The organism is Imperialibacter sp. (assembly GCF_048007035.1).
Lineage (GTDB): Bacteria > Bacteroidota > Bacteroidia > Cytophagales > Cyclobacteriaceae > Imperialibacter.
The window spans coordinates 6,054,573-6,076,001 of sequence record NZ_CP180355.1 but is presented as its reverse complement, the minus strand read 5'-3'; the positions used below and the strand labels follow the sequence as shown (position 1 = coordinate 6,076,001).

The window sequence follows — 21,429 nt, the reverse complement described above, 5'->3', positions numbered from 1 at the left end:
CATGCCGCTGGCTGGCTTTTATTGAGGTTGCTAATTGTACGAAATCCATGAGATGCTTTCCACTAACGGAATAGTGCAATGTCCCGCATAGAATTCTTTCTAACTTCCGAAAAACTAACCAAACCTATGAACAGAATACTTTACTGCGTTGTATTGGCCCTTTTTGTGTTTGCCTGTAAAGAGCAAAAGCAAAGTGCACCACCAAGACAATATGTGGATGTGGCAGGACTTGATCCTTCCATCAAACCTGGCGACAACTTCTTCAACTACGTGAACGGCATTTGGTACGACACAGCAAGAATTGCTGACGATCAATCAGGTGTGGGCTCCTATAGCTTCCTGAATATTCCTCAGAAAAAACTGCTACAAAGTATTCTGGAAGAAGTGTCGGCAAGTGAAAATCCTGCTGGTAGCATTGAACAGCAAGTCGGAGACTTTTTCGCCTCCGGCATGGACACTGCCGCTATCAATCAGCGTGGATATGAACCGATTAAGCCTGTGCTTGCCAGCATCGATGCTATTACCGACCTGGCCTCGCTCATGACATTCGTGGCTGAAGAAGCAAAAGTAGACGATAATTCCATCATCAGCTTTGGCATTTCTCCTGACGACGCCAATAGCAGCATCAATATTGCTCATTTTGGCCAGTCAGGCATCGGCTTACCTGACAGAGACTATTATTTCAAGACCGATTCCTCTTCTCTCGGTATTCAAAGCGCCTACAGAGCCTATATAGCCACCTTGTTTGAGCTGACCGGCGACGCTCCTGATGCAGCGGCCAAAAAGGCTGACCTTGTTTACGATATTGAAAAGCAGCTGGCTACATCGCACAAAACGAGGGTTGAACGCCGAAATGTGAAGGAAAACTACCACAAAATGGCCGTAGCCGAACTTCAGAAGCAGCAGCCGAATATCGGATGGGTGGCCTTGCTTGAGCGCCTTGGTTTGGATACCGACTCCGTAGACATCAGGCAACCGGCCTATTTTGATAAGCTGAATGCCATGCTTGGCACTGTATCCATCAATGACTGGAAGGTGTACCTGAAGGCGAGCTCTATCACTTCATACGATCAGATACTGAGTAAACCTTTTGAAGATGCGTCTTTCGACTACAATAAGGCATTGTCGGGCCAGGCTACTGAAAAGCCAAGAGCGCAGGTGATTGCCAATGTTGTCGACAGACAAATGGGTTTTGCATTGGGCCAGTTGTATGTGAAGAGGTATTTTGGAGAAGATGCTAAAAAAAGGGTGTCTGAGCTGGTAAACAACCTGCAGAAGGCATTTGAAAACAGGATTACTCAGCTCGATTGGATGAGCGACAGTACCAAAGTGAAGGCTAAGGAAAAGCTGAATGCAATCACCAAAAAGCTGGGCTACCCTGACATTTGGAGGGAGTACGACGTTCAAATGGAGAGGGGTAAATACTTTGAGAACGTAATAGCTTTAAGAAAAGACGACTATCAGTATCAATTGGGGAAACTAAACAAAGCACCCTACCGGCATGAATGGGGGCCATCACCGTCAACAGTTACTGCTTACTACAGACCTTCTTTCAATGAAATTGTTTTCCCAGCCGGGATTCTCCAGTATCCCTATTTCGATGTGAATGCCGATGATGCCATTAACTATGGTGGCATTGGAATGGTGATAGGTCATGAGCTGACCCACGCCTTCGACGATCAGGGTGCGCAGTACGACAAGGATGGCAACGTTAAGAACTGGTGGACGGATGAGGATTTTGAGAAGTTCAGAGCCAAGACACAGCAGGTGATCGATCGCTACAGCTCATTTACCGTGCTGGACAGTGTGCACATCAAAGGTGCGATGACTGTGGGCGAGAACACAGCAGACAACGGGGGTATAGCCATTGCCTACGACGCCTTTAAACTAACTGAGCAGGGGCAAGACACCACCAAAATTGATGGTTTCACTCCGGATCAGCGCTTCTTTTTGTCTATTGCCAGGATCTGGAGAGTGAAAACCCGTGAGGAGTTTTTGCGCACCTATGTGAACACCAATTCACATTCACCAGCCATGTGGCGGGTAAACGGGCCGCTGATGAACTTCACGCCGTTTTATGAGGCCTTTAACGTGCAGCCGGGCGATAAGAACTACAAGCCGGTAGATGAGAGGATCAGGATTTGGTAGAGGGGGAGGAAGTTGGAAGACGGGAGACGGACTCTGGGAGGCGTCCGTACGGTAGCGAAGGGAAGTGCGAAGGAAACTGTCGGCCGCCAGATTAAATAGCAGAAGCTTGGAGGAGACCGGAGTTGGAAGATCGAAGGACATCTCTGGGAGGCGTCGGTACGGCAAGTCGGCCCATTGCGGTGGGGCCGTCAGCCGCCGGAAGGGTTGGAAGAGAGACGGAAGACAGAAGCTGTCGGACTCCCGGGAGCTAGAGGAAACTTCTCAGTGAAATACTCGTTGTCTGACGGCCCTTGCAGGGGTGGCTAGTGGCCGTGCCGACAACTTGGCTGAGCCGGTAGCACCTGCGGGTTTTCACAAAGCGACCTCATGACTTTGCCATGTATGCCTCAATCAGCTCATCCAGTTGCTTTTCCGTCTCGGGGTTGATCACCTGCCTTGAAGCATCTGCCTCAAGCCAGGCCAACGTCCGCCTGATGCCTTGATGAAAGGGAATAACGGCCTTGAACTCCGGCACAAAGCTTTTGATCTTCGTATTGTCAAACACGGCACTATGCGCCTTGTCACCCAACAGGTTGCCAGTTTGGTCTGGCCAGTGCTGGCAGATAAAATCGGAAGGGATGTGGACAATGTTCGGCGCAACGCCTACGGCATCTGCCAGTCCCTCGTAGACCTGGTTCCAGCTCAGCACATCATCGGAGGTGATGTGAAATGCATGACCAATCGCTTTTGGATGGCCCAGCAGACCAACGAACCCGACTGCAAAGTCGTCGGAGTGGGTTAGCGTCCACAGAGAGGTGCCATCGCCATGTACAATGATCTTTTTGCCTTTGCGCAACCGGTCGACAATATTGTATTCCGTCCAGCCGCCCAGAGCCGCTGGTATTACCGTGTCGTAAGTATGCGAGGGGCGAACAATAGTGATAGGGAATCCGTCGTTTCTGTAGGCCGACATCAGCGCATCTTCGCAGGCGATTTTGTCCCTTGAGTACTGCCAGAATGGATTGAAAAGGGAAGTGGATTCCGTGACCAGATAGTGAGAGGCTGGTTTCTGGTAGGCCGAAGCAGAGCTGATGAAAATGTATTGCTTAGTTTTACCGGCAAACAGCTTGATGTCTCGCTCAATTTCCTCTCTGGTGAAGGCAATCCAGTTGACCACCACATCCCACTGATGACCGGCCAGTGCCGTCTCCAACTGCTCAGGCGCATTGATGTCACCTACAATTGAGTTGGCTCCCGGTACTTTCAGGGTACTTTTCCCCCGGTTAATTAAGTACAAATCTATCCCTCGTGACACGGCCAATTTGCTGGTGGCCGTGCTGATGTTTCCTGTTCCTCCAATGAATAATACCTTCATTTCTTATCGTTCTGCTTAGGTGGCTAAGGTACGAAGATCGGGGAACTTCTGGAGTAAAGAGGTCGCTCTGTCCGCAAGCATAGAGCGACCTCTTTACTCATCGGCGCCCTCTAAACCGTCAGTCGCCTGATCACTTCGGCCGCCATGGTCATGCCGAACATGGCCGGCATATAGGAAATGGTACCATAAAACGACTTTTTGTATTTGCTGCCGTCAGTAAGCTTTAGAGAATGTGCAGGCTGCACTTCCTCCGAATAAACACACAAGACCCCTTTGGTTACGCCTTTGCCTTTCAGGTTCTTTCTCACCTGCTGGGCAAACTTGCACTCCCGGGTTTTGCTGATATCAGCGAGTCGTATTTTGGATGGATCCAGCTTGCCGCCGGCACCCATAGACGAAATGAATTTGAGCTTCATTCGTTTCAACGTCAATATCATCGACATCTTCGGAACGATGCTGTCGATACAGTCCATGGCAAAGTCAAAATGATTCTTCAACAGAAAATCGTGCATGACATCAGGCTCCATGAAGTTGTCGACTACCTGAACCTGCAGGTCAGGATTAATGTCCAGAAAACGATCTCTGAGTACAAAAGCCTTCTGTTTGCCGACAGTGGAGTTCAGTGCCTGGAGCTGCCTGTTCTTGTTGGTAGGGTCTACTTCGTCGCCATCAATGATGGTAATGTTGCCCAAGCCAGCCCGTACCAGTGTTTCGGCAGCATAGCTCCCTACACCACCCAATCCCACCACCAGCACATGCGCATTGCTTAGCTTCGCCAATGCTTCCTTACCGATCAATAGCTCGGTTCTTTCTAACCAGTCACTCATATTCCGAAAAATGTTCTAGCGTTGCTGTTTATCTGTCGCTGAAGTTCAGTCATCTCTATTTCAATCAATCCAGCTAAAGTTTCATACACGTCAATAATACTTATGCCAGGCATACTATCCGTTTCCAAAAATAGATGATCGATAGGTAAAGACTCAAACAGGTCTATGTATTTAGCAGGAGGGAGGCCCGGCATGAGCGACAGGTAAAAGCCCTGATCGATCAGCTGCTTTGCCAGTGTGGCATGACGGCCATAGCCATGCACGCACCATTTCTCAATACCAGGAAACTCTTTCTTGATTTCACTGAGCTGACCAAAGGCCCGGACGCAGTGGATAATGACGGGCTTCTTCATTTCATCAGAGATCTTCAGCTGGCTTCTGAGAATGTCCATTTGAACTTCTATCGCCGGGCCTTTCAGGTTATCCAGGCCCATTTCGCCCATGGCCAGACAATGGCTGTCGGCCAGCAGCCTTTCCAACTCCGTTCGTTGTTCGGGAGTCGCCGCCTGCTCTGTCCACCAGGGGTGCATGCCCACTGTGAAGTATTTATGCGCCTTATCTTGGCCCAGGTGCAATGACACTATCTCCATCACATCGGCACGATCTGCCTGCCTCATAGTGTGGGTATGGAAGTCAAGGAAGTGGGAGTCGTGGAAGATCGTTTTCATTGTTGGGCGCATGGCGCTGTTGGAGCCAAAGATAGCGCTAAGTGATTACTACAGTGTGGCCTAAGCTTACGAAAAACCTTTGCAGAATCTATCTCATGATCTGAACAGCTGACAGTAAGCAGCCAGAAAAAAGACGCAAGGCACATACCTTACGTCTTAACTTTTGCTTTAATATTTATATTTTTACTTACTTAATACCAGTGAGTTAAACACCAATTTAAATGTCCCATGCGTTTGAACTCTAAGCTGTGGACGGAAACCTATCATCACTACCTTTCCCCGGCCCAAACCAACGGAAACCATGGCAGTCTTCTCAGCAATAACGTCTTCTCCCAGCAGCCAACCGCTTTGCAGAATGTCTCTTTTTGGATAGGTGATGATCCGGTCTATGGTATGACCCACGTCGGAGCGCACTACCTCATACACATCGTTGTTGCCTACAAACAACCCATAACCTGAGTCAGGCATACCGTAGGCCAGTGGATTCGAATTGTCGAAGTTCATCCGAAGGGTAGAGCCAGGCGACCAGAACTCCTGACTGGCCACATCTTTCACCACATTGCGAATCGGTAGCTTGAATTTTTCGATAGGCAATTCACCTGCGCTACCGAAGGTTACCAGAGTTCCCCCGTTTTCAACAAACGCCTTTAGGGCATCCACGCCTTTTTGCCCAAAACCACTCCTGTATTCGGGCGGAAAGTCTTCCGCCCGGTTCCGGCCACCACCGCCTTCGCCCGTCATCGCCGACATGGCGTCGTCAGGCAACACAATCACGTCGTATTTCTTATTGAGTTCACCGGCAAGAATCTCTTTGTCCATCAAGGTGGTATAAGGAAATTTGAAATTCTCCAGCAACAGCCTTGTCCAGCCTTCATCCATATTGCCGCCCATATAGCGCTGAAATAGTGCAATGCGCTGACGTGTCATCGGTTGGCTAATAGCAGCTACATCTGCTTCTAATGGCCTGAAGTCCACACCGGTTTGAGCGGAGATACTGCTGGCGACGTCGGCAGATACTGTGGACACCACGAAGTCGCCAGGTTGAACTCCGCTGCCTGCTTTGGTTACCCTGCTTACTTTTACTTTATTGTCCCACAGCAGGTTAAGCGCTGTAAAACTATCGTTGTGAGTGCCCGACAACACGTATCCTTTGCTCCCTTTATACACAGTGCCTTTAGAAACCACCTTTTCCGTTACCCTGGGGTAATTGCCTGCTAAAGGTGTGCTTACCGGATCTACCCGCACGCCCATGTACTCGGCCACGTTGTCTGTTGACATATCGTAGGGCCTGATGGGGTCATTGTTGCGGTCACGGGTGTATTCATTATCAGGGTAAAACGTACGGCCCAGCAACCAGCGAACCACCCCCTGCTTAGGTTGTGCCATGCTGACCACATAAGAACCGGCGCCATACACTTTACCCTCGTGAATCAACTGCGAGTCAATTCTCTTCACTTCCACACCCTGACCCAGAAGCACATTTACCAGTTTGTTGGCCGTGAGTACATCGTGCTGCTCTGCCGGAATGATGTAGGCTTTTACTTCACCTTCAGCACCACGTTGCGTTTGTCTGGAAGCTTTCAGGTAAGCATTTTTCAATACGGTTTCTCTGTTGCGGCCTGCAATGTCCGCAATGGCCAGTGCGGCAATCTTTTGCTGCTCCACAATGTCACGCACTCGCCACCATCCGCCTGGCCATGGGTTAGGGAAGGAGGTTTGTGCTTCGTACTTCGGCATGCCGTGAATACTTCCTTCCAACTGATCGGGATGCACGAACAAAGGAGTAGCTAGTCTGGCACTGGCTGATTCCGTAAGCATACCGGCGATATTGTGGAAGGGCGTGATCCAGTGAAAGCCAAAATGGCCCCAACCTGAGTAAATCGCCGCATTCACCACACCCGACTTGTTGTTCTCTTCCTCTTTGTAAGCAATGTGTGCGCCGTACCACGACATCTCTCTCCACACCAGGGGATCGCCGTCGGGGCGGATGGGCTCTGCATAAGGCGGCACATAGATCCTGGCGCCATAAGCGCCCATTTGGTGATGATCGACATACGCTTGCGGCATCCATTGTCTGAAAATGATGTCGGCACCGTAAACAGATTCAATAGTGTTTTGCATGTAGGCATCCCGGTTATTGTCGTGCCCGATATAATGGTGGTAGAGGTATGGCATGCTGTTGCCTTCGTATTCCGTGCCTACATACTTCCGGTACCATTCGGTGATCATGATCTCCCCATCAGGGTTGAAGCAGGGAATGACGATAGAAATGACATTATCGAGAATGGTCATCATTTCCGTGTCTGTACGGGTAAGCATGTCATAGGTAAACTCGGCTGCTGTTTGAGACGCAGCCACCTCGCTGGAGTGAAGCCCGAACGACTGCACTACAACAGCCTTCCCTGTCGCAATGATCTGGTCGATTTCGCTTTGTGGGACGCCTCTGGGGTCACTCAGTTTGGCGTTCATGGCCTTGTACTCGTCGAGTTTGGCCAGGTTTTCCGGTGAAGAAATGTACAACGCAAGGAAAGGGTTGCCCAGGGTAGTTTTACCCATGTTCACCACTTTCATGCGTGGGCTGGCCTCGCCCAACTGGTTATAGTATTTCACCAGGTCGTTCCAGTGAGCCAGCTTGCGGTCGGCACCCATTTGAAAGCCGAAAAACTGTTCCGGTGTGGGAATTGCCTGCGCTTGAGTGTAGGAGGTGGTTAGAAATGCTGCCAGCAGGACTAATCCCAGGCAGCGTTTTATTAACAGTAAAGCATTTTGAGTCATGAGAGATAGTTTTGGATTGATTGATACAGTCAATCTATTTGAACTCTACTGAAATTGAAAGGGCTCAGGTTATGGTTTGCTCTATAGGATGAAGGGCGGTTGGTGGTGAGGCACATCGTTGATCTTATTATCGTCAGGTTATGGAACCGTTAAGCGCCATTCAAAGAAGGACAAGCACCTATCAGCCCACATTGATGATTTGCAATTCGCAATAACATCTTGTTTTTCAAGGGCAAACAGTTTCTTCTGAAATAGTAGAACTAGCGGCCGAAAATTCCTGCATGCGTTCGTTCGAACTATACATTAAATGCTCATTAACTAACCTCCAAAAGCTTAGTAAACCACTAACCTAAGCTTAACAGAGAGTTTCATTTACTCATTGTGTTCCGCTTTTATTTTGGGTTTCCTTTAGCCGGGAGAAGGCTGTAAAGGAAAATTTATACATCCATAATTTCTAAAAGCTTTTCTATGAAAAATTTGTACCAGCTGCTCCGTGCGGGGCGCCACCTGCTAGCAAAGGGAGTAAAGTCCTTTTTGATAGTGGGATTGTTATTCTTCATCAGTCTGCCGTCACAAGACCTGCTGGCAAGAGGCAATATGTTTCAGGCAGGAGTAGTTGTGACTGGAAGCGTAACAGATGAAGAGGGTTCGGCAATGCCTGGAGTGAACATTCTGGAAAAAGGAACCATCAACGGAACTGTGAGTGACGTGAATGGCAGCTACAGACTAACAGTGTCGTCTGCAAATGCTGTTTTGGTTTTCAGCTTTGTGGGGGCTGAAACAAAGGAAGTGGCAGTGGGAGGTCAGTCGGAGATTTCTGTGTCTTTGGCTGGGAGCTCCGAAACACTGGCAGAGCTTGTGGTGATTGGTTATGGCACGCAGAAAAAATCTGATGTAACGGGTGCCATCAGTTCGCTAAAGAGAGAAAATTTTAACAATGGAGTTGTTACAAACCCCGGTCAGCTTTTGCAAGGCAAAGTTTCAGGTGTAAATGTAACTGCTGCCAGTGGTGAACCCGGTGCTTCGCAGAATGTCATTATTCGTGGTATTGGAAGTTTGCGCTCAGGCACGCAGCCACTTTACGTAGTCGATGGCTTTTTGCTCGACAATTCCTCTCAGGGCATTGCCACCAACCCTCTTAACTTTCTGAACCCCAACGACATTGAAAGCATCGACGTGCTAAAGGATGCAAGTGCTACAGCGGTATATGGCGCAAGGGCGTCGAATGGGGTTGTTGTGATAACCACTAAGAAAGGGAAAGCCGGAAAAACTGAAATGAATTTTTCGGCATCAACAGCCTGGTCATCTATGTCTAATCAAATTGATGTATTCAGTGCCGACGAGTTTCGCAAGCAGGTAGTGGCAGAGGGTGGAACCCTGGACGACTTTGGAGGAAACACAAACTGGCAGGACGAATTGACTCAAACAGGTCTATCAAAGCAGATCGATTTATCTATTGGTGGAGCGGGCACTGAGAAATTCTCTTACTACACGTCGGTAGGTTTTCAGGATCAGGAAGGCATCCTGAAGAATAGCAACTTAAAACGCTATTCGGGTAAGTTAAATATGAACCAAAAGGCGCTTAACGGCAGGCTAAATGTAGACTATAATCTTACTGCCTCTCATACGCAAAATCTACGTCCCAGTATCACTTCTACAATCAGTGATATGCTCAATTTGAACCCCACTGTTCCGGCCTATACCAACGGTGAGCCTACCTCATTGATCACAAATGCCCTAAATCCCCTGAAAAGGTATGAACTATACAGTGACCAGGCTATCAATAACCGTATTTTGGCCATTATTTCGCCTTCAATAGAGATTCTTGATGGCCTTGTTTATAAGCTGAACCTGGGTGTTGACTATTCCGCTACAACCAGGGATCAGCAGTACAAGCCGTTTACTTCGGTAATAAATGAGTCCAATATTTCCGATGGGTCACTATCCACACTAATTAGCGGAAACACCAATCAGCTGGTAGAGAATACGCTTAACTACAATTGGCGCAAGGATGTTCACAACTTTACTCTATTGGCGGGACATTCTTACCAAAAATTTCTACTGGAAGACAGGGAATTTTCTTACCGGGGCTTTGCCAATAACAATATCGAGCCCAGGTACCAGGATCAAACCAGTTCAACAGTATATCCTACTTCAGTAGACGCCTCTGCAGTTAAGAACGAGCTACAGTCTTACTTCGGAAGACTTAACTATACCTACGACGACAAGTATATGTTTACCGCCACGCTTCGGGCCGATGGATCTTCGAAGTTTGGTGAGAACAATAAATATGGTTATTTCCCTTCTCTGGCCCTGGGATGGAACATCAGCAATGAAGACTTTATGGCCAACTCAGTTTTCAATAACCTGAAGTTGCGTACCAGTTGGGGTCAAACGGGCAACCAGGAGATACCGTCCAAGATCACCAAGGCCAGTTATTCGGAAAATAGGTTGATAACAGGCAGCCAAAGCCTTAATACTTATCCTCTCGATCCGGATGCAACTGCCATTGGCGGGTACCCATACGGAATTGTTTTCACACGGTTGGCGAATCCTAATCTGCAATGGGAAGTCTCTACGCAAATCAATGCAGGCATTGACTTCACAATCTTTGACAGCCAATTGTCGGGCAGTGTAGACTATTTCAACAAAGAGTCGTCGAATATACTGTTGGAAGTTACTCCTGCCGACCCTGTTCAGCCTACCGCTACGTATTGGACCAACATCCGTGACATGAAAATCCAAAACAATGGTATCGAGTTAGCACTGGACTATAATGGCAGACCTCGTGGTGACTTCTCGTACAATATTGGCGGTAATATCACCTACATTCAAAACAAGGTGGTTGACTCCCCCTACACAGTGCTGACCACAGGATCGGCCCAGGGCTCTGGCCAAACTGGTGCAACTATTAACGGCTATATCAACAATGAACCGATAGGCGCTTTCTATATGTTCCAGTTTGAAGGTATTGGTGAAGATGGGCTGAACATATTCAAGGATATTAACAATGACAACGCCACCCTGGATAACGACCGTAGTGTGGTGGGCAGTGCTATTCCAAAACTCATTTATGCCTATCACCTTAACTTCAAGTACAAAGATTTTGACCTTGGCTTTAACTTCAATGGTGTGGCAGGAAACAAGATTTATAATCACACAGCCATGACGCTGTTCACCAAGGCGCAATTGACCAAGTCTAATAATACAACGGACTTTGCGGTTCAGTATCCAAATGAGGCCATTTCAAATGCCAATACAGTATCTACACGCTATTTGGAGAATGGGTCTTTCCTGAGGTTGAATAACGCCACACTGGCATACAACCTGAACTCAGACAAAATCGGATTGAGCGATGCATTCCAAAACATCCGCTTGTCAGTAACTGGTCAAAACCTGTTCATAATCACTGATTATTCCGGATATGACCCTGAAATCAATACTGGCTCTACTTCTGGAGGAATTCAAACTTTTGGGATCGACTATTTTACCTATCCTAAGGCAAGAACATTTCTGATCGGCCTTAATGTAACATTCTAAAAAGGACACAGACGGTTCTTTTGTAACACACAAAAAAAGAAATCAGATGAAATAGCCATAAGGAATACCATACCCAACGGAAATGAATAAGTGGATCGAAAAGCTAAATATTCATTCTCATTGGTAAAAGCTATTCCATGTGGCCGCTGAGAAATAAATTATATACACATGAATAACATAAGATTTAACAAAGTACTGCCAGTAGCTATATTCTTGCTTACGTTTTTCGGCTGCACCTCTTTAGAGGAAGATATTCTCGACGAGTCCCTGACCGGAACAGGCCAGGCGGAAGTTGTCAGCGGATCGATAGCGCCAGTGTATGGCCTTCTCCGGCAGGTATGGTTGCATACCGTTAATTTTGGGTTGCAGGAGGTTGCCTCCGACGAGGCCATCCTTCCTTACCGTGGCGGTACCGATTGGTACGACGGCGGCAAGTTCATCGCAGTACATCAGCATCTAATGACCCCAAGCAACGCCCTGGTGGGTGACTCGTGGACGTACATCACGTTATGTCTGTCGAGAGCAGTTATAGCTGAGGAGAGACTACGCCCCGAAGCCGAAAAGGGTAATCAACAAGCTCAGGCGGCACTCTATGAGATGGTTGCTATGAATGCATACCTCAACATGCTGGCGCTTGATAACTGGGGCCTTGTTTTCAAGAAAGAGCGGTCGGATCAGGTATCTGTCATTCTGAGAGGACAAGAAGCCATCGATTATATAGAAGGCAAGCTGCTGTCAGTAGTAGACGTGATGGACAACGATAACGGCCCGGGGAGGCTTAACAAAGACGCTGTGAGTGGCTTGTTGGCTCGTTTATACCTGAATGCTGCTGTTTACCGTGATCCTTATGGCACGCCTAACTTTACAAAAGAGGACATGGACAAAGTAATTCAGTATACCAGCTATGTTATTTCCGGATCACATTCGTTGTCTGCCGAATACTTTGATGTGTTCAGTGATGACAACCACACTAACTCTGAGCTTATTTTTGCGCTTGACCAAAGGGGTGTACTTGAAACCGAACACAGCCGCTGGGCCTATTGGCCAATATCCGGTGATCAGGTACCAAGACCAGAATTTCCAAGCACACGAGGCACCGATGCAGTAGCAGCTACTCCTGACTTCTTCCAGCATTGGGTGGACGCTTACGGGAGTGAAGATCCTGCCGATGCCGACGCCCGCTTTTTTATGGAAAACACGATTATCCCCGAGGAGCTTAAAGACCTTACAGGGGTGACCCCAGAAAATGATTCAGAACATTACTATTGCATTGAGGCTGAGAAGTTTGAAATAAACAGAGGCATACTTCGTGGCATCATATGGGGACCCAGAAAAGATGCTGGAGGCAATATTTTGAAATGCGACGATGGCACGGTAAGAATCTATCCCGTTATCAACAAAAGAACCAGCGGTGCCAACATTCGTTATGTGGACCATAACCTCAATGTTGATTTCACTGAACAGGGGAGTCTGCATAACACAGGCTACAGGTTTTCGAAATACCAGTTTAGCCACACAGCTACCAACTGTTGTTCATATAGCAGCGTGGATGTGGTTTTGATCCGGTTGGGTGAAATGTACTTGATGCGTGCTGAAGCTAAGTTGAGAAACGGTGACAATGCCGGAGCGCTCGAAGATGTGAATACCCTGAGAACTTCCAGAACGGCCCGCCCGGCACAGACGCCAGCGGCTTTGACTTCCATCGATCTGGAGGTGTTGTTCCGTGAAACTGGTTTCGAATTGTATTGGGAGGGCCTGAGAAGAACCTATCAGATACGCTTTGGAAAATACGAAGAGAGCTGGACAGGTAAGACCGATAGTGACGTGCACAAAAGATTGTTCCCAATTCCGCAGAAAGCCATCGACGGCGCTTCCAGTGAAAAAGGATTTTTAGTCCAAAACGAAGGCTATTAATTTTATAACAAAGTAGAGTATTGATTAAAGGTCGGGAGCCTAAGCTTTCGACCTTTTTTACCTCACCCAACGCCTATGAAGCCCTTACATAAATTCTTTATTTTCACCGTAGCCGTTTGCTTGTCATTTGTCTCCTTAAAAGCTCAGGAGCTTAAAATGAACCAGATGCAGGTTATTGGCAGCCACAATAGCTACAAAATCGGTATCGAGAAGCCATTGATGGACTTGATCGTATCCCAAAATCCGGAAGCAATAGGCTTGGCCTATACACACATTCCCTTGACGCAACAGCTGGATTTGGGCCTTAGAAGCCTCGAAATCGATGTTGTGTATGACCCGGAAGGAGGGCGATTCTCACATCCCAAAGGACTTGACATGCTTACCTCCATGGGACTGGAGCCAGAACCTTATAATGCGGAGACCATGAACGAGCCTGGTTTCAAAGTGCTTCATGTGCCGGATATCGATTTCAGGAGTCACTGTCCTACCTTCAAAGGATGTCTGTCAGATATTCGTGATTGGTCACAATCTCACAGCGATCACCTGCCGATCATTATTACCATCAATCCAAAGATCTCAGGGCTGGAGAGGCCTGGTTTTGCGGAAGTCCTGCCTTTTGACAGAAAAGTACTGGATGCCCTGGATGGGGAGATTCTTGAGATTTTCAATGACAGCGAACTAGTTACCCCGAAACAGGTTAAAGGGAAGCAAGCAACGTTACGAAAAGCAATTATTGACAAAGGCTGGCCCGACCTGGCGAAGGTGAGAGGAAAGATACTTTTCGTATTTGATGCCGGAAATGAGCTGACGGAACTGTACATGGAAGGCGATGAAAACTATGCAAGACCCATGTTTTCTAGTACCAACAATGATAACCCACATGCCGCTTTTTTCATCATGAACGACCCTGTTAAACAGGAAAAGCAAATAGCTGAGCTGGTAAAACAGGGATTTATGGTTCGCACCCGTTCTGATGCCGACACCAGGGAGGCACGTACTGGAGACAAGACCAGGTTTGAAGCAGCCACTCGGTCTGGAGCGCAGGTGATCACTACCGACTATTATCTGAAGTCGTTGAGCCCTGACAAAGATTTTGAGATTATTTTTGTTGATGGCAGGTATCAGCGATGCAATCCTGTGTTGACAAATTCATCAACATGCGATCTGCCATAATGCAAATGTTTAAATACCCTTCGGGAACAAATCCTATTAACTTTATAACCTTTAACTAAACTCTCAAGCCAGTGAAACGCCGCACTTTCCTATACCAAACTTCAGTAGTATCACTCGGTTTTTTGTCGCTGTCCAGATGTGTGCAGAAAGGCACCGATGCAGCCAAATCCACCGTTTTGCCCCTAAAAGCTGATCCAAAGAATTACATGGACCTGCCAGAAGGATTCTCTTACAAAATCATTTCCAAGGCTGGCAGCACAATGAGCGATGGCTTGCTGGTTCCCGGCAGAGCCGACGGAATGGGAACATTTTTGAGAAAGGATGGCAAAGTCATCATTATCCGCAACCATGAGAACAGCCCTACACCATTGGAAAACAGCCCTTTTGGGTTGGAAAGGGAGTTGCTTGCCAAGGTCGATATCTCCAGGCTTTATGATGCTGGAAGGGGAGAGCTTCCAGGATTGGGTGGCACGACCACATTGATCTATGATGAAGAAAAGGGAGAGGTAATAGAAGAATTCATGAGTCTGGCGGGAACCTACCGCAACTGTGCGGGGGGAGTTACCCCATGGAACAGCTGGCTTACCTGTGAGGAAGACACAACCAAAGCCGATGGCGAAAACATCGAAAAAGACCACGGCTATGTGTTTGATGTACCTGCTGACGCCACCGGACTGGTTGAACCACGACCTATTAAAGCCATGGGCCGCTTCAATCACGAAGCCGTAGCGGTAGACCCGCAAACGGGTATTATTTACCAAACCGAAGATGCATCGGACAGCCTTATCTATCGTTTTATTCCCGAAGATCCCAAAGACCTGCATAAGGGAGGAAAACTTCAGGCGTTGGCCGTGGGTAATCAACCCAAACTAGACACCAGAAACTGGAAGGAGCGAGGCGTAGAGCAGGGGATAGGTTACCCTGTGGTATGGCAGGATGTCGACGATGTAGATTCTCCGCTTGACGACTTGAGAATCAGAGGATTTGAAGGGGGAGCCGCCTGCTTTGCACGGGGAGAGGGCATGTGGAATGCCGACGGCCAAATCTACTTCGCCTGCACCAATGGTGGGCCCAAAAACTTCGGGCAAATATTTAGATATGACATTGAAAAAGAGCAGCTAGAATTGTTCGCTGAATCAGAAGACAAAACGGTGCTACACATGTGCGACAATGTGACCATTGCTCCCTGGGGAGAAGTTTTAGTTTGTGAAGACAACGGTGAGCTCAACCGCATGCACCTCATCAGCAAGGATGGAGAGCTGCGCCAGTTTGCCGTGAACCGGAGCTCAAAATCTGAACTGACAGGAGCTGTTTTTTCACCTTCAGGCAAAACGCTCTTTGTCAATGTGCAGGAGAATGGAGATACGCTGGCTATCACCGGGCCCTGGGAAAAGCTTCAGGCAGTGTAACATACGGCTTAAAAGAAGGGGCTGTTTTGGTGAACCAGAGTGGCTCCTTAACTTGCGTGAAAATTCACACAAACCATTCTCCTTCCTCTATGTTTCACGGCGCAGATTTCCCCACAACACTTGACGAACAGGTTTTTAACGATTGGCTGGAAGCTGGCCGAAACAGCAAGCTTAGCTACACGTATATGCTCATCATTTGGGACGAACTCGACTCGAAGTATTTGCCAGTCTATGCCGAGACCCGGGAAAAAATACAGACTTACGAAAGATACCCTGGAGCCAGCAGCAATGAATCGCTGATAGCTGCCTATGATTTGTATTCTGAGTCGAAGGTGGGGTGAAGGTGTTTGCCTGTTTCAATGCTTGTCCAAAGGTTTTTCACTAATTCTGAACAATTATTGTTTGATACTCTGCCGAATAGGGCTTCGTTGCAGAACCGATATTCATCTGTGAGATGACAAAATCGGAGTAACTAAACCCATCCAGGTAAATAGTAAAGGTATTATCCTTTGGTGCCAACGATTCGACTGAAAGAGATGGATAGAGGTCAACAATTTCGTTGGGGATTTTTGAAAACACTTGCTTTCCTCCAGGTGGGGAATATACCCTCCAGGACAGCACGCTGTTGTAGTCGGCTACAAAAGCGGTCCAACGACTACTTCTCAGATGATAGTCACCAGAAAAAGAAAACTCAGGATTGACAAAACCACTGTTGTCAATCGAAACGGCGTTATCAGGAAAAGGGATGTTAGTAACTGGAGAGCCCAACTTAAAGTATTGCCTCGAAACCTTGTCGCTGCTTTTACTCATCGATGTTCGATAGACATCAAAGCCACTGTTGTAACCCCATTGCTGGGAGCTATTGGAACCGTTGTAATTGAGAAAACCCTTGATGTAGAAGGGATCAACCCCGGGTATGTCGGAAATGCCGGACACACTGCCATAAAAGGACTCATTTACCAACAATTCAATATTGAAAAGATTTTCTAAAGGTTTAAAATCGGTAGTGTAAGCAGCGGTTATCCTGTCTCCGTCTTCTATATCATTTGCTTCAAAATAAGAGGGAATCCCACCTATTGTGTGAGTTGCAAATATCCTTTCTGGCGACTTGGAAAGGTCAATTGTCACATCGCTGGTAGGACTTGATGGCCTTGTAACATATGACTTTGTATTGGTTGAAATATTTATTGCCAGAGGAACAAAGGAGCCCGCAGTCGTGATATTAAATGTAGCAGTTCCTATTTTGGAAGGTGAAAAAGAATCTTCCCTTTTAACTACCCAAGTCTGACCGGGAGTTATGCTCAAGTAACTTGTAAATTCAATGGTTTCGGTGTTTGGTTGGAAATAATGAAAAATTGTAATGTTGACTTTATCGGAGGAGGTTACTCTGTCGCTTTTCAATACAGTTGTTTCACCTGCTTCAAATTGCTTTATGTCGAGGATGTCTCCGGTTTGACTTGTGGCAAATATCCAATCATCGGAAGAGGATGTGGGGAGACTGGCGTCTCGAGTAAATGTTAACAAAGTTATTTCAGGGAGGGAATCATCATTTTGGCAAGCTAAAAACCCAAGCAGCAGACAGATGATTACTATTTTGTTCAATTTCATGATATAGATTCCAAATTATCAATCATAAATATATATTTTTTCAATATGATCTTGTTTAGAACAAAAAAATGGAGGTTTCATTTTGAAAGTATAAATGTTTTTATCTCATAAATTACTATCTTTCATTGACTTATGAACAGAAAAACTAAGCATCCTTATCAAGTTTTTTGTCCGTTCAATTCATCTTCCAAGACAGCCAATGTCACCTTATTTAGGTAATTTCTTACTTTTATCAAATGCAGAAGAAAAATGAATTAGAGGTGATGTAGCTAGGTTGCCGATTGATCAAGCGATCTAGACTATTTTCTTTCTTCTGCGAAACCATTCACCTATGGTGGACACTTTAAAGCATCCTTTACCAAGTCAATAATGTACCACAAACTGTCTTTTATAGCATTTCTTCTTTTTGCGCAGGTGGCCACTGTAGCAGCTCAAACCAACCATGCCTCCCTTGTCAATCCCTTCATCGGCACGGGCGGCCACGGACACACCTACCCCGGAGCGAGTATGCCCTTTGGCATGATGCAGCTAAGCCCTGATACCAGACTTGAGGGGTGGGATGGATGTGGTGGCTACCACTATTCCGACTCGCTGATGTACGGCTTTTCACACACTCACCTAAGCGGCACAGGCATCCCCGACTATTGCGATGTCCTCGTCATGCCTTTCACTGGCGAAGTCCATTGGAATAACAGCGAGTATCGCTCACCATTTTCTCATAGTGAGGAGAAAGCCGAACCTGGGTACTATGAGGTACTGCTCAATAAACACAATATTCTTGCAAAACTCACCACGGCCACACGGTCAGGCATGCATGAATATACATTCGAAAAAGCCGGCGAGGGCAAAATTTTATTGGACCTCAGGCACCGTGATGTAGTGCTGGAGTCTTCCCTGGAGATAGTCAACGACTATGAAGTCAGAGGCATGCGCCGCAGCAAAAGCTGGGCTGAGAATCAGGGGGTGTATTTTCATATCAAATTCGACAAGCCAATCAAAAACTACGGGATCGCCCTGAACGATACCCTGAAGACCGGGGTAAAAGCCGCCGATGGGCTAAACGTCAAGTCTTATTTCAGTTTCGATTTGAAGGCTGACAAAAAACTCAAAATGAAGATTGGTATTTCGGGAGTGAGCATGGAAAACGCCTTGCTCAACCTCAATGCTGAAATACCTGGGTTTGATTTTGAAGAAGTGAAAAAAGCGGCGCATACTGCCTGGAACAGGGAGCTGGGCAAAATTGACATAAAAGGTGGCACCCACGACCAGCAAGTGGCCTTTTACACCGCTCTCTACCATACCAGCCTTAGCCCCAATACCTACACCGACGTAAACGGCGACTACCGTGGCACCGATTTGAAAGTACACACAATAGAAAAGGGTACTTATTACAGCGTTTTTTCACTTTGGGACACCCACCGGGCCCTTCATCCGCTGCATACCATCATCAATCGTGCCCGCACTACCGATTGGATCAACACTTTTCTCACGCAATACCAGCAGGGTGGCATGCTGCCTGTTTGGGAGCTGAGTGGCAACGAAACCTTTTGCATGATTGGCTACCACTCAGTGCCCGTGATAGCCGATGCCTACCAGAAAGGCATCAGAGGCTTTGATGCTGGCCTGGCTTTGGAGGCTATGACCGACTATGCCGAAAGCGACAGGTTTGGGCACAGGCAGTACATTCGGCAGGGCTATGTAAGCAACGATGTCGATCATGAAAGTGCTTCCAAAACAGTGGAATACGCCTATGACGATTGGTGCATTGCTCAGATGGCCAATTGGCTGGGAAAAAAGGACATCAGCGAGACCTACCTGCTGCGTGCCCAAAACTACAAGAACCTTTTTGACTATAACAACCGGTTCATCAGGGGCAAAGTGCAAGGCTTTTGGTATGCGCCTTTTCAGGCGAGCGAAGTCAATAATTTCTATACCGAAGGCAATGCCTGGCACTATTCGTTTACAGCCCAGCAAGACTTAAGCGGGTTGATAAAACTCTATGGTGGAAAGGAGCAAACAGCCCAAAAGCTTGAAGAGCTGTTTACCACAAGTGAAGGCCTCAGCGGACGTGACCAAAGCGATGTAACAGGGCTAATCGGCCAGTATGCCCATGGCAATGAACCCAGCCACCACATGGCTTACCTGTTTGACTACGTGGGAAAACCCTGGCGTACACAGGAACTTGTGCACCAGATCTGCACTGAGTTTTATCCCAACCAGCCCGATGGACTGATCGGCAATGAAGATTGTGGACAAATGTCGGCCTGGTTTGTCTTCAGTGCCATGGGTTTTTACCCTGTCACACCCGGCAGTGGTGTCTATGCCATAGGAACGCCCTTGTTCACCGAAATGAAAATCCACATGGAGAATGGTAAAACGTTTACTGTAAGCGCTCCTTCAGCATCAGGTAAAAAGATCTATATCAACAAGATAACACTGAATGGTAAAGTAAAAAATGAAACGTACTTCCATCACGAAGACTTGGCCAAAGGCGGTAGCCTCACATTCGAAATGACCGACAAACCCAACAAGCAATTAGGCACATTGGAGGGGCAGATGCCATACACGGCCATTGCTGAAGGCGATTTTGTGGCGGTACCCTATTTCAATATGGACAACTTCAAATTCCAGGATTCGCTTCAGGTAGATATCATGTCTATGACTGAAGGAGCGGAAATTTTCTATTCCCTCAATGGCGGTCAGTTTGAAACATACGCAACACCATTTTGGGTGAAAGAGACAGCAAAAGTGGAAGCTTATGTCAAGCGAGGGGCTGTGAACTCGCCAACAGTGGCTCAGCAGTTCTACCTGCTCCCCAACGACAAAACCATAGAGGTACTCAGTGAGGTGTATCCCATGTACACTGCTGGAGGAAATGGAGCATTGATAGATGGGATCATTGGGACGGAAAATTGGAAAGCGGGGCAGTGGCAAAGCTACTACGATCAGGACTTTGAGGCCGTGATAGACCTCAAAACTGAGCGCCCAATCAAGCGGGTGGCTGTGCATGTGTTGCAGGACGTGAGCCCCTGGATTGTGTATCCAGAATCGGTAACCTTCGAAACGAGCAACGACGGGAAGATATTCACTCCGCTCACCGCTGTCAAAAACACCGTTCCGAAAGAGATGATTGCTGCTGAGGTGCAGTTTTTAGGAGCGGCGGTCAACGTAAAGGCCCGCTACGTAAAGGTAAAGGCCAAAACTGGTGGCAAGCTGCCGCCTTCTCACGAAAGTGCCGGCAATCCCTCGCATTTGTTTGTCGACGAGGTGGTGGTGGAGTATTGAGCTCTCCAACTGACAGAAGTCATTGTGGGCATTGGGATTACCACTTAACTTTCCTTTATGTCAAGTTTTAGGATAAGACCCAGGTTCAAGCACCGTATTGAGGCCACTCAAAAGGATGTGCTGGAAAGTACTATTTGTGCTGCGCTGGAGCAGAACAAACAATTCACTTTCACACACTTTCCCGACCATCTGTACATAAAGATAAACCCCGGCGAACGGCATATTTGGTCTCCACAATTGCATCTGTCATTTGACCAGGAGGGGAGCGACGTCACAGTAAGAGGTTTATACGGCCCTAATCCAACTATTTGGGCATTTTTCTTTTTCGGCTACGTGACCATTGGCATTCTAGCACTTTTCCTAGGCATGTGGGGAGCCAGCCTCTGGAGTTTGGGTAGGGATGCATCGATCTTGTGGAGCATTCCAGGGCTCTTCTTTGTGGCATTGAGTTTATACGCTTTTAGCCAGGCGGGACAAAAGTTTGGTGCCCAGCAAATGTTTGACATTCATCATTTTTATGAGGAAATCACTCGGGATAAAGTGATTGTGAGCTAAATGCTTTCAAGTTGGATTTCTTGGAGCATAGCATTCATTGAAGGTGAGAAGCTATTCTTTGGGCGGAAGGTCTATCCAAGCCATTTTCAAAAGGACTTACGGCCCGAATGAAGCCGACATCCTCAAATAGGGACACGCCGCTTGAAGAAAGTGTTGATGACCACCACGCCAGC

General features: G+C 47.3%; 13 protein-coding genes. 8 read left to right on the top strand and 5 right to left on the bottom strand.

Going from position 1 to position 21,429, the window contains the following annotated elements:
• Positions 1-126: 126 nt before the first annotated feature.
• A complete protein-coding gene (locus ACMVP2_RS25810; RefSeq protein ID WP_416865721.1) occupies positions 127-2,148 on the top strand; it encodes a M13 family metallopeptidase in 2,022 nt (673 codons plus the stop codon).
• A 364-nt stretch (positions 2,149-2,512) separates the two neighbouring features.
• Here the strand turns inward: ACMVP2_RS25810 and ACMVP2_RS25805 are convergent, their stop codons facing one another.
• From ACMVP2_RS25805 to ACMVP2_RS25790, 4 genes are all read right to left on the bottom strand, one after another.
• Positions 2,513-3,502, bottom strand: a complete 990-nt coding sequence (locus ACMVP2_RS25805; protein ID WP_416865720.1) for an SDR family oxidoreductase — start codon at positions 3,500-3,502, stop codon at positions 2,513-2,515.
• Between the two features lie 110 nt (positions 3,503-3,612).
• Entirely contained in the window at positions 3,613-4,329 is a 717-nt protein-coding gene (locus ACMVP2_RS25800; RefSeq protein WP_416865719.1) for a ThiF family adenylyltransferase, read from the bottom strand.
• The gene (locus ACMVP2_RS25795) at positions 4,326-4,997 is read right to left on the bottom strand and encodes a TatD family hydrolase (RefSeq protein WP_416865718.1); all 672 of its coding nucleotides are present in this window, start codon (positions 4,995-4,997) and stop codon (positions 4,326-4,328) included. The genes ACMVP2_RS25800 and ACMVP2_RS25795 overlap by 4 nt, the downstream gene beginning before the upstream one ends.
• Positions 4,998-5,180: 183 nt before the next feature.
• On the bottom strand, positions 5,181-7,772 hold the full coding sequence (locus ACMVP2_RS25790; protein ID WP_416865717.1) for a M14 family zinc carboxypeptidase: 2,592 nt from the start codon (positions 7,770-7,772) through the stop codon (positions 5,181-5,183).
• Positions 7,773-8,240: 468 nt separating this feature from the next.
• Here ACMVP2_RS25790 and ACMVP2_RS25785 point away from each other — a divergent pair, with 468 nt between their 5' ends.
• From ACMVP2_RS25785 to ACMVP2_RS25765, 5 genes are all read left to right on the top strand, one after another.
• Positions 8,241-11,312: a SusC/RagA family TonB-linked outer membrane protein gene (locus tag ACMVP2_RS25785; protein ID WP_416865716.1), complete on the top strand. Its 3,072-nt coding sequence runs from the start codon at positions 8,241-8,243 to the stop codon at positions 11,310-11,312.
• A gap of 168 nt (positions 11,313-11,480) precedes the next feature.
• Positions 11,481-13,226, top strand: coding sequence for a RagB/SusD family nutrient uptake outer membrane protein (locus ACMVP2_RS25780; protein ID WP_416865715.1), 1,746 nt, complete (start codon positions 11,481-11,483; stop codon positions 13,224-13,226).
• A gap of 75 nt (positions 13,227-13,301) precedes the next feature.
• Positions 13,302-14,399, top strand: coding sequence for a phosphatidylinositol-specific phospholipase C1-like protein (locus ACMVP2_RS25775; RefSeq protein WP_416865714.1), 1,098 nt, complete (start codon positions 13,302-13,304; stop codon positions 14,397-14,399).
• Positions 14,400-14,470: 71 nt separating this feature from the next.
• Positions 14,471-15,808, top strand: a complete 1,338-nt coding sequence (locus ACMVP2_RS25770) for an alkaline phosphatase PhoX (RefSeq protein WP_416865713.1) — start codon at positions 14,471-14,473, stop codon at positions 15,806-15,808.
• 89 nt (positions 15,809-15,897) lie between these two features.
• Complete coding sequence (locus ACMVP2_RS25765) at positions 15,898-16,149, top strand: hypothetical protein (RefSeq protein ID WP_416865712.1); 252 nt, start codon at positions 15,898-15,900, stop codon at positions 16,147-16,149.
• 40 nt (positions 16,150-16,189) lie between these two features.
• Here the strand turns inward: ACMVP2_RS25765 and ACMVP2_RS25760 are convergent, their stop codons facing one another.
• Positions 16,190-17,332: a hypothetical protein gene (locus ACMVP2_RS25760; RefSeq protein WP_416865711.1), complete on the bottom strand. Its 1,143-nt coding sequence runs from the start codon at positions 17,330-17,332 to the stop codon at positions 16,190-16,192.
• A 453-nt stretch (positions 17,333-17,785) separates the two neighbouring features.
• Between ACMVP2_RS25760 and ACMVP2_RS25755 the strand changes: the two genes are divergently transcribed.
• Both ACMVP2_RS25755 and ACMVP2_RS25750 read left to right on the top strand, forming a co-directional pair.
• Positions 17,786-20,701 (top strand): GH92 family glycosyl hydrolase, encoded by a 2,916-nt coding sequence (locus ACMVP2_RS25755; protein ID WP_416865710.1) that lies wholly within the window; start codon positions 17,786-17,788, stop codon positions 20,699-20,701.
• 57 nt (positions 20,702-20,758) lie between these two features.
• Entirely contained in the window at positions 20,759-21,256 is a 498-nt protein-coding gene (locus ACMVP2_RS25750; protein WP_416865709.1) for a hypothetical protein, read from the top strand.
• Positions 21,257-21,429 lie beyond the last annotated feature (173 nt).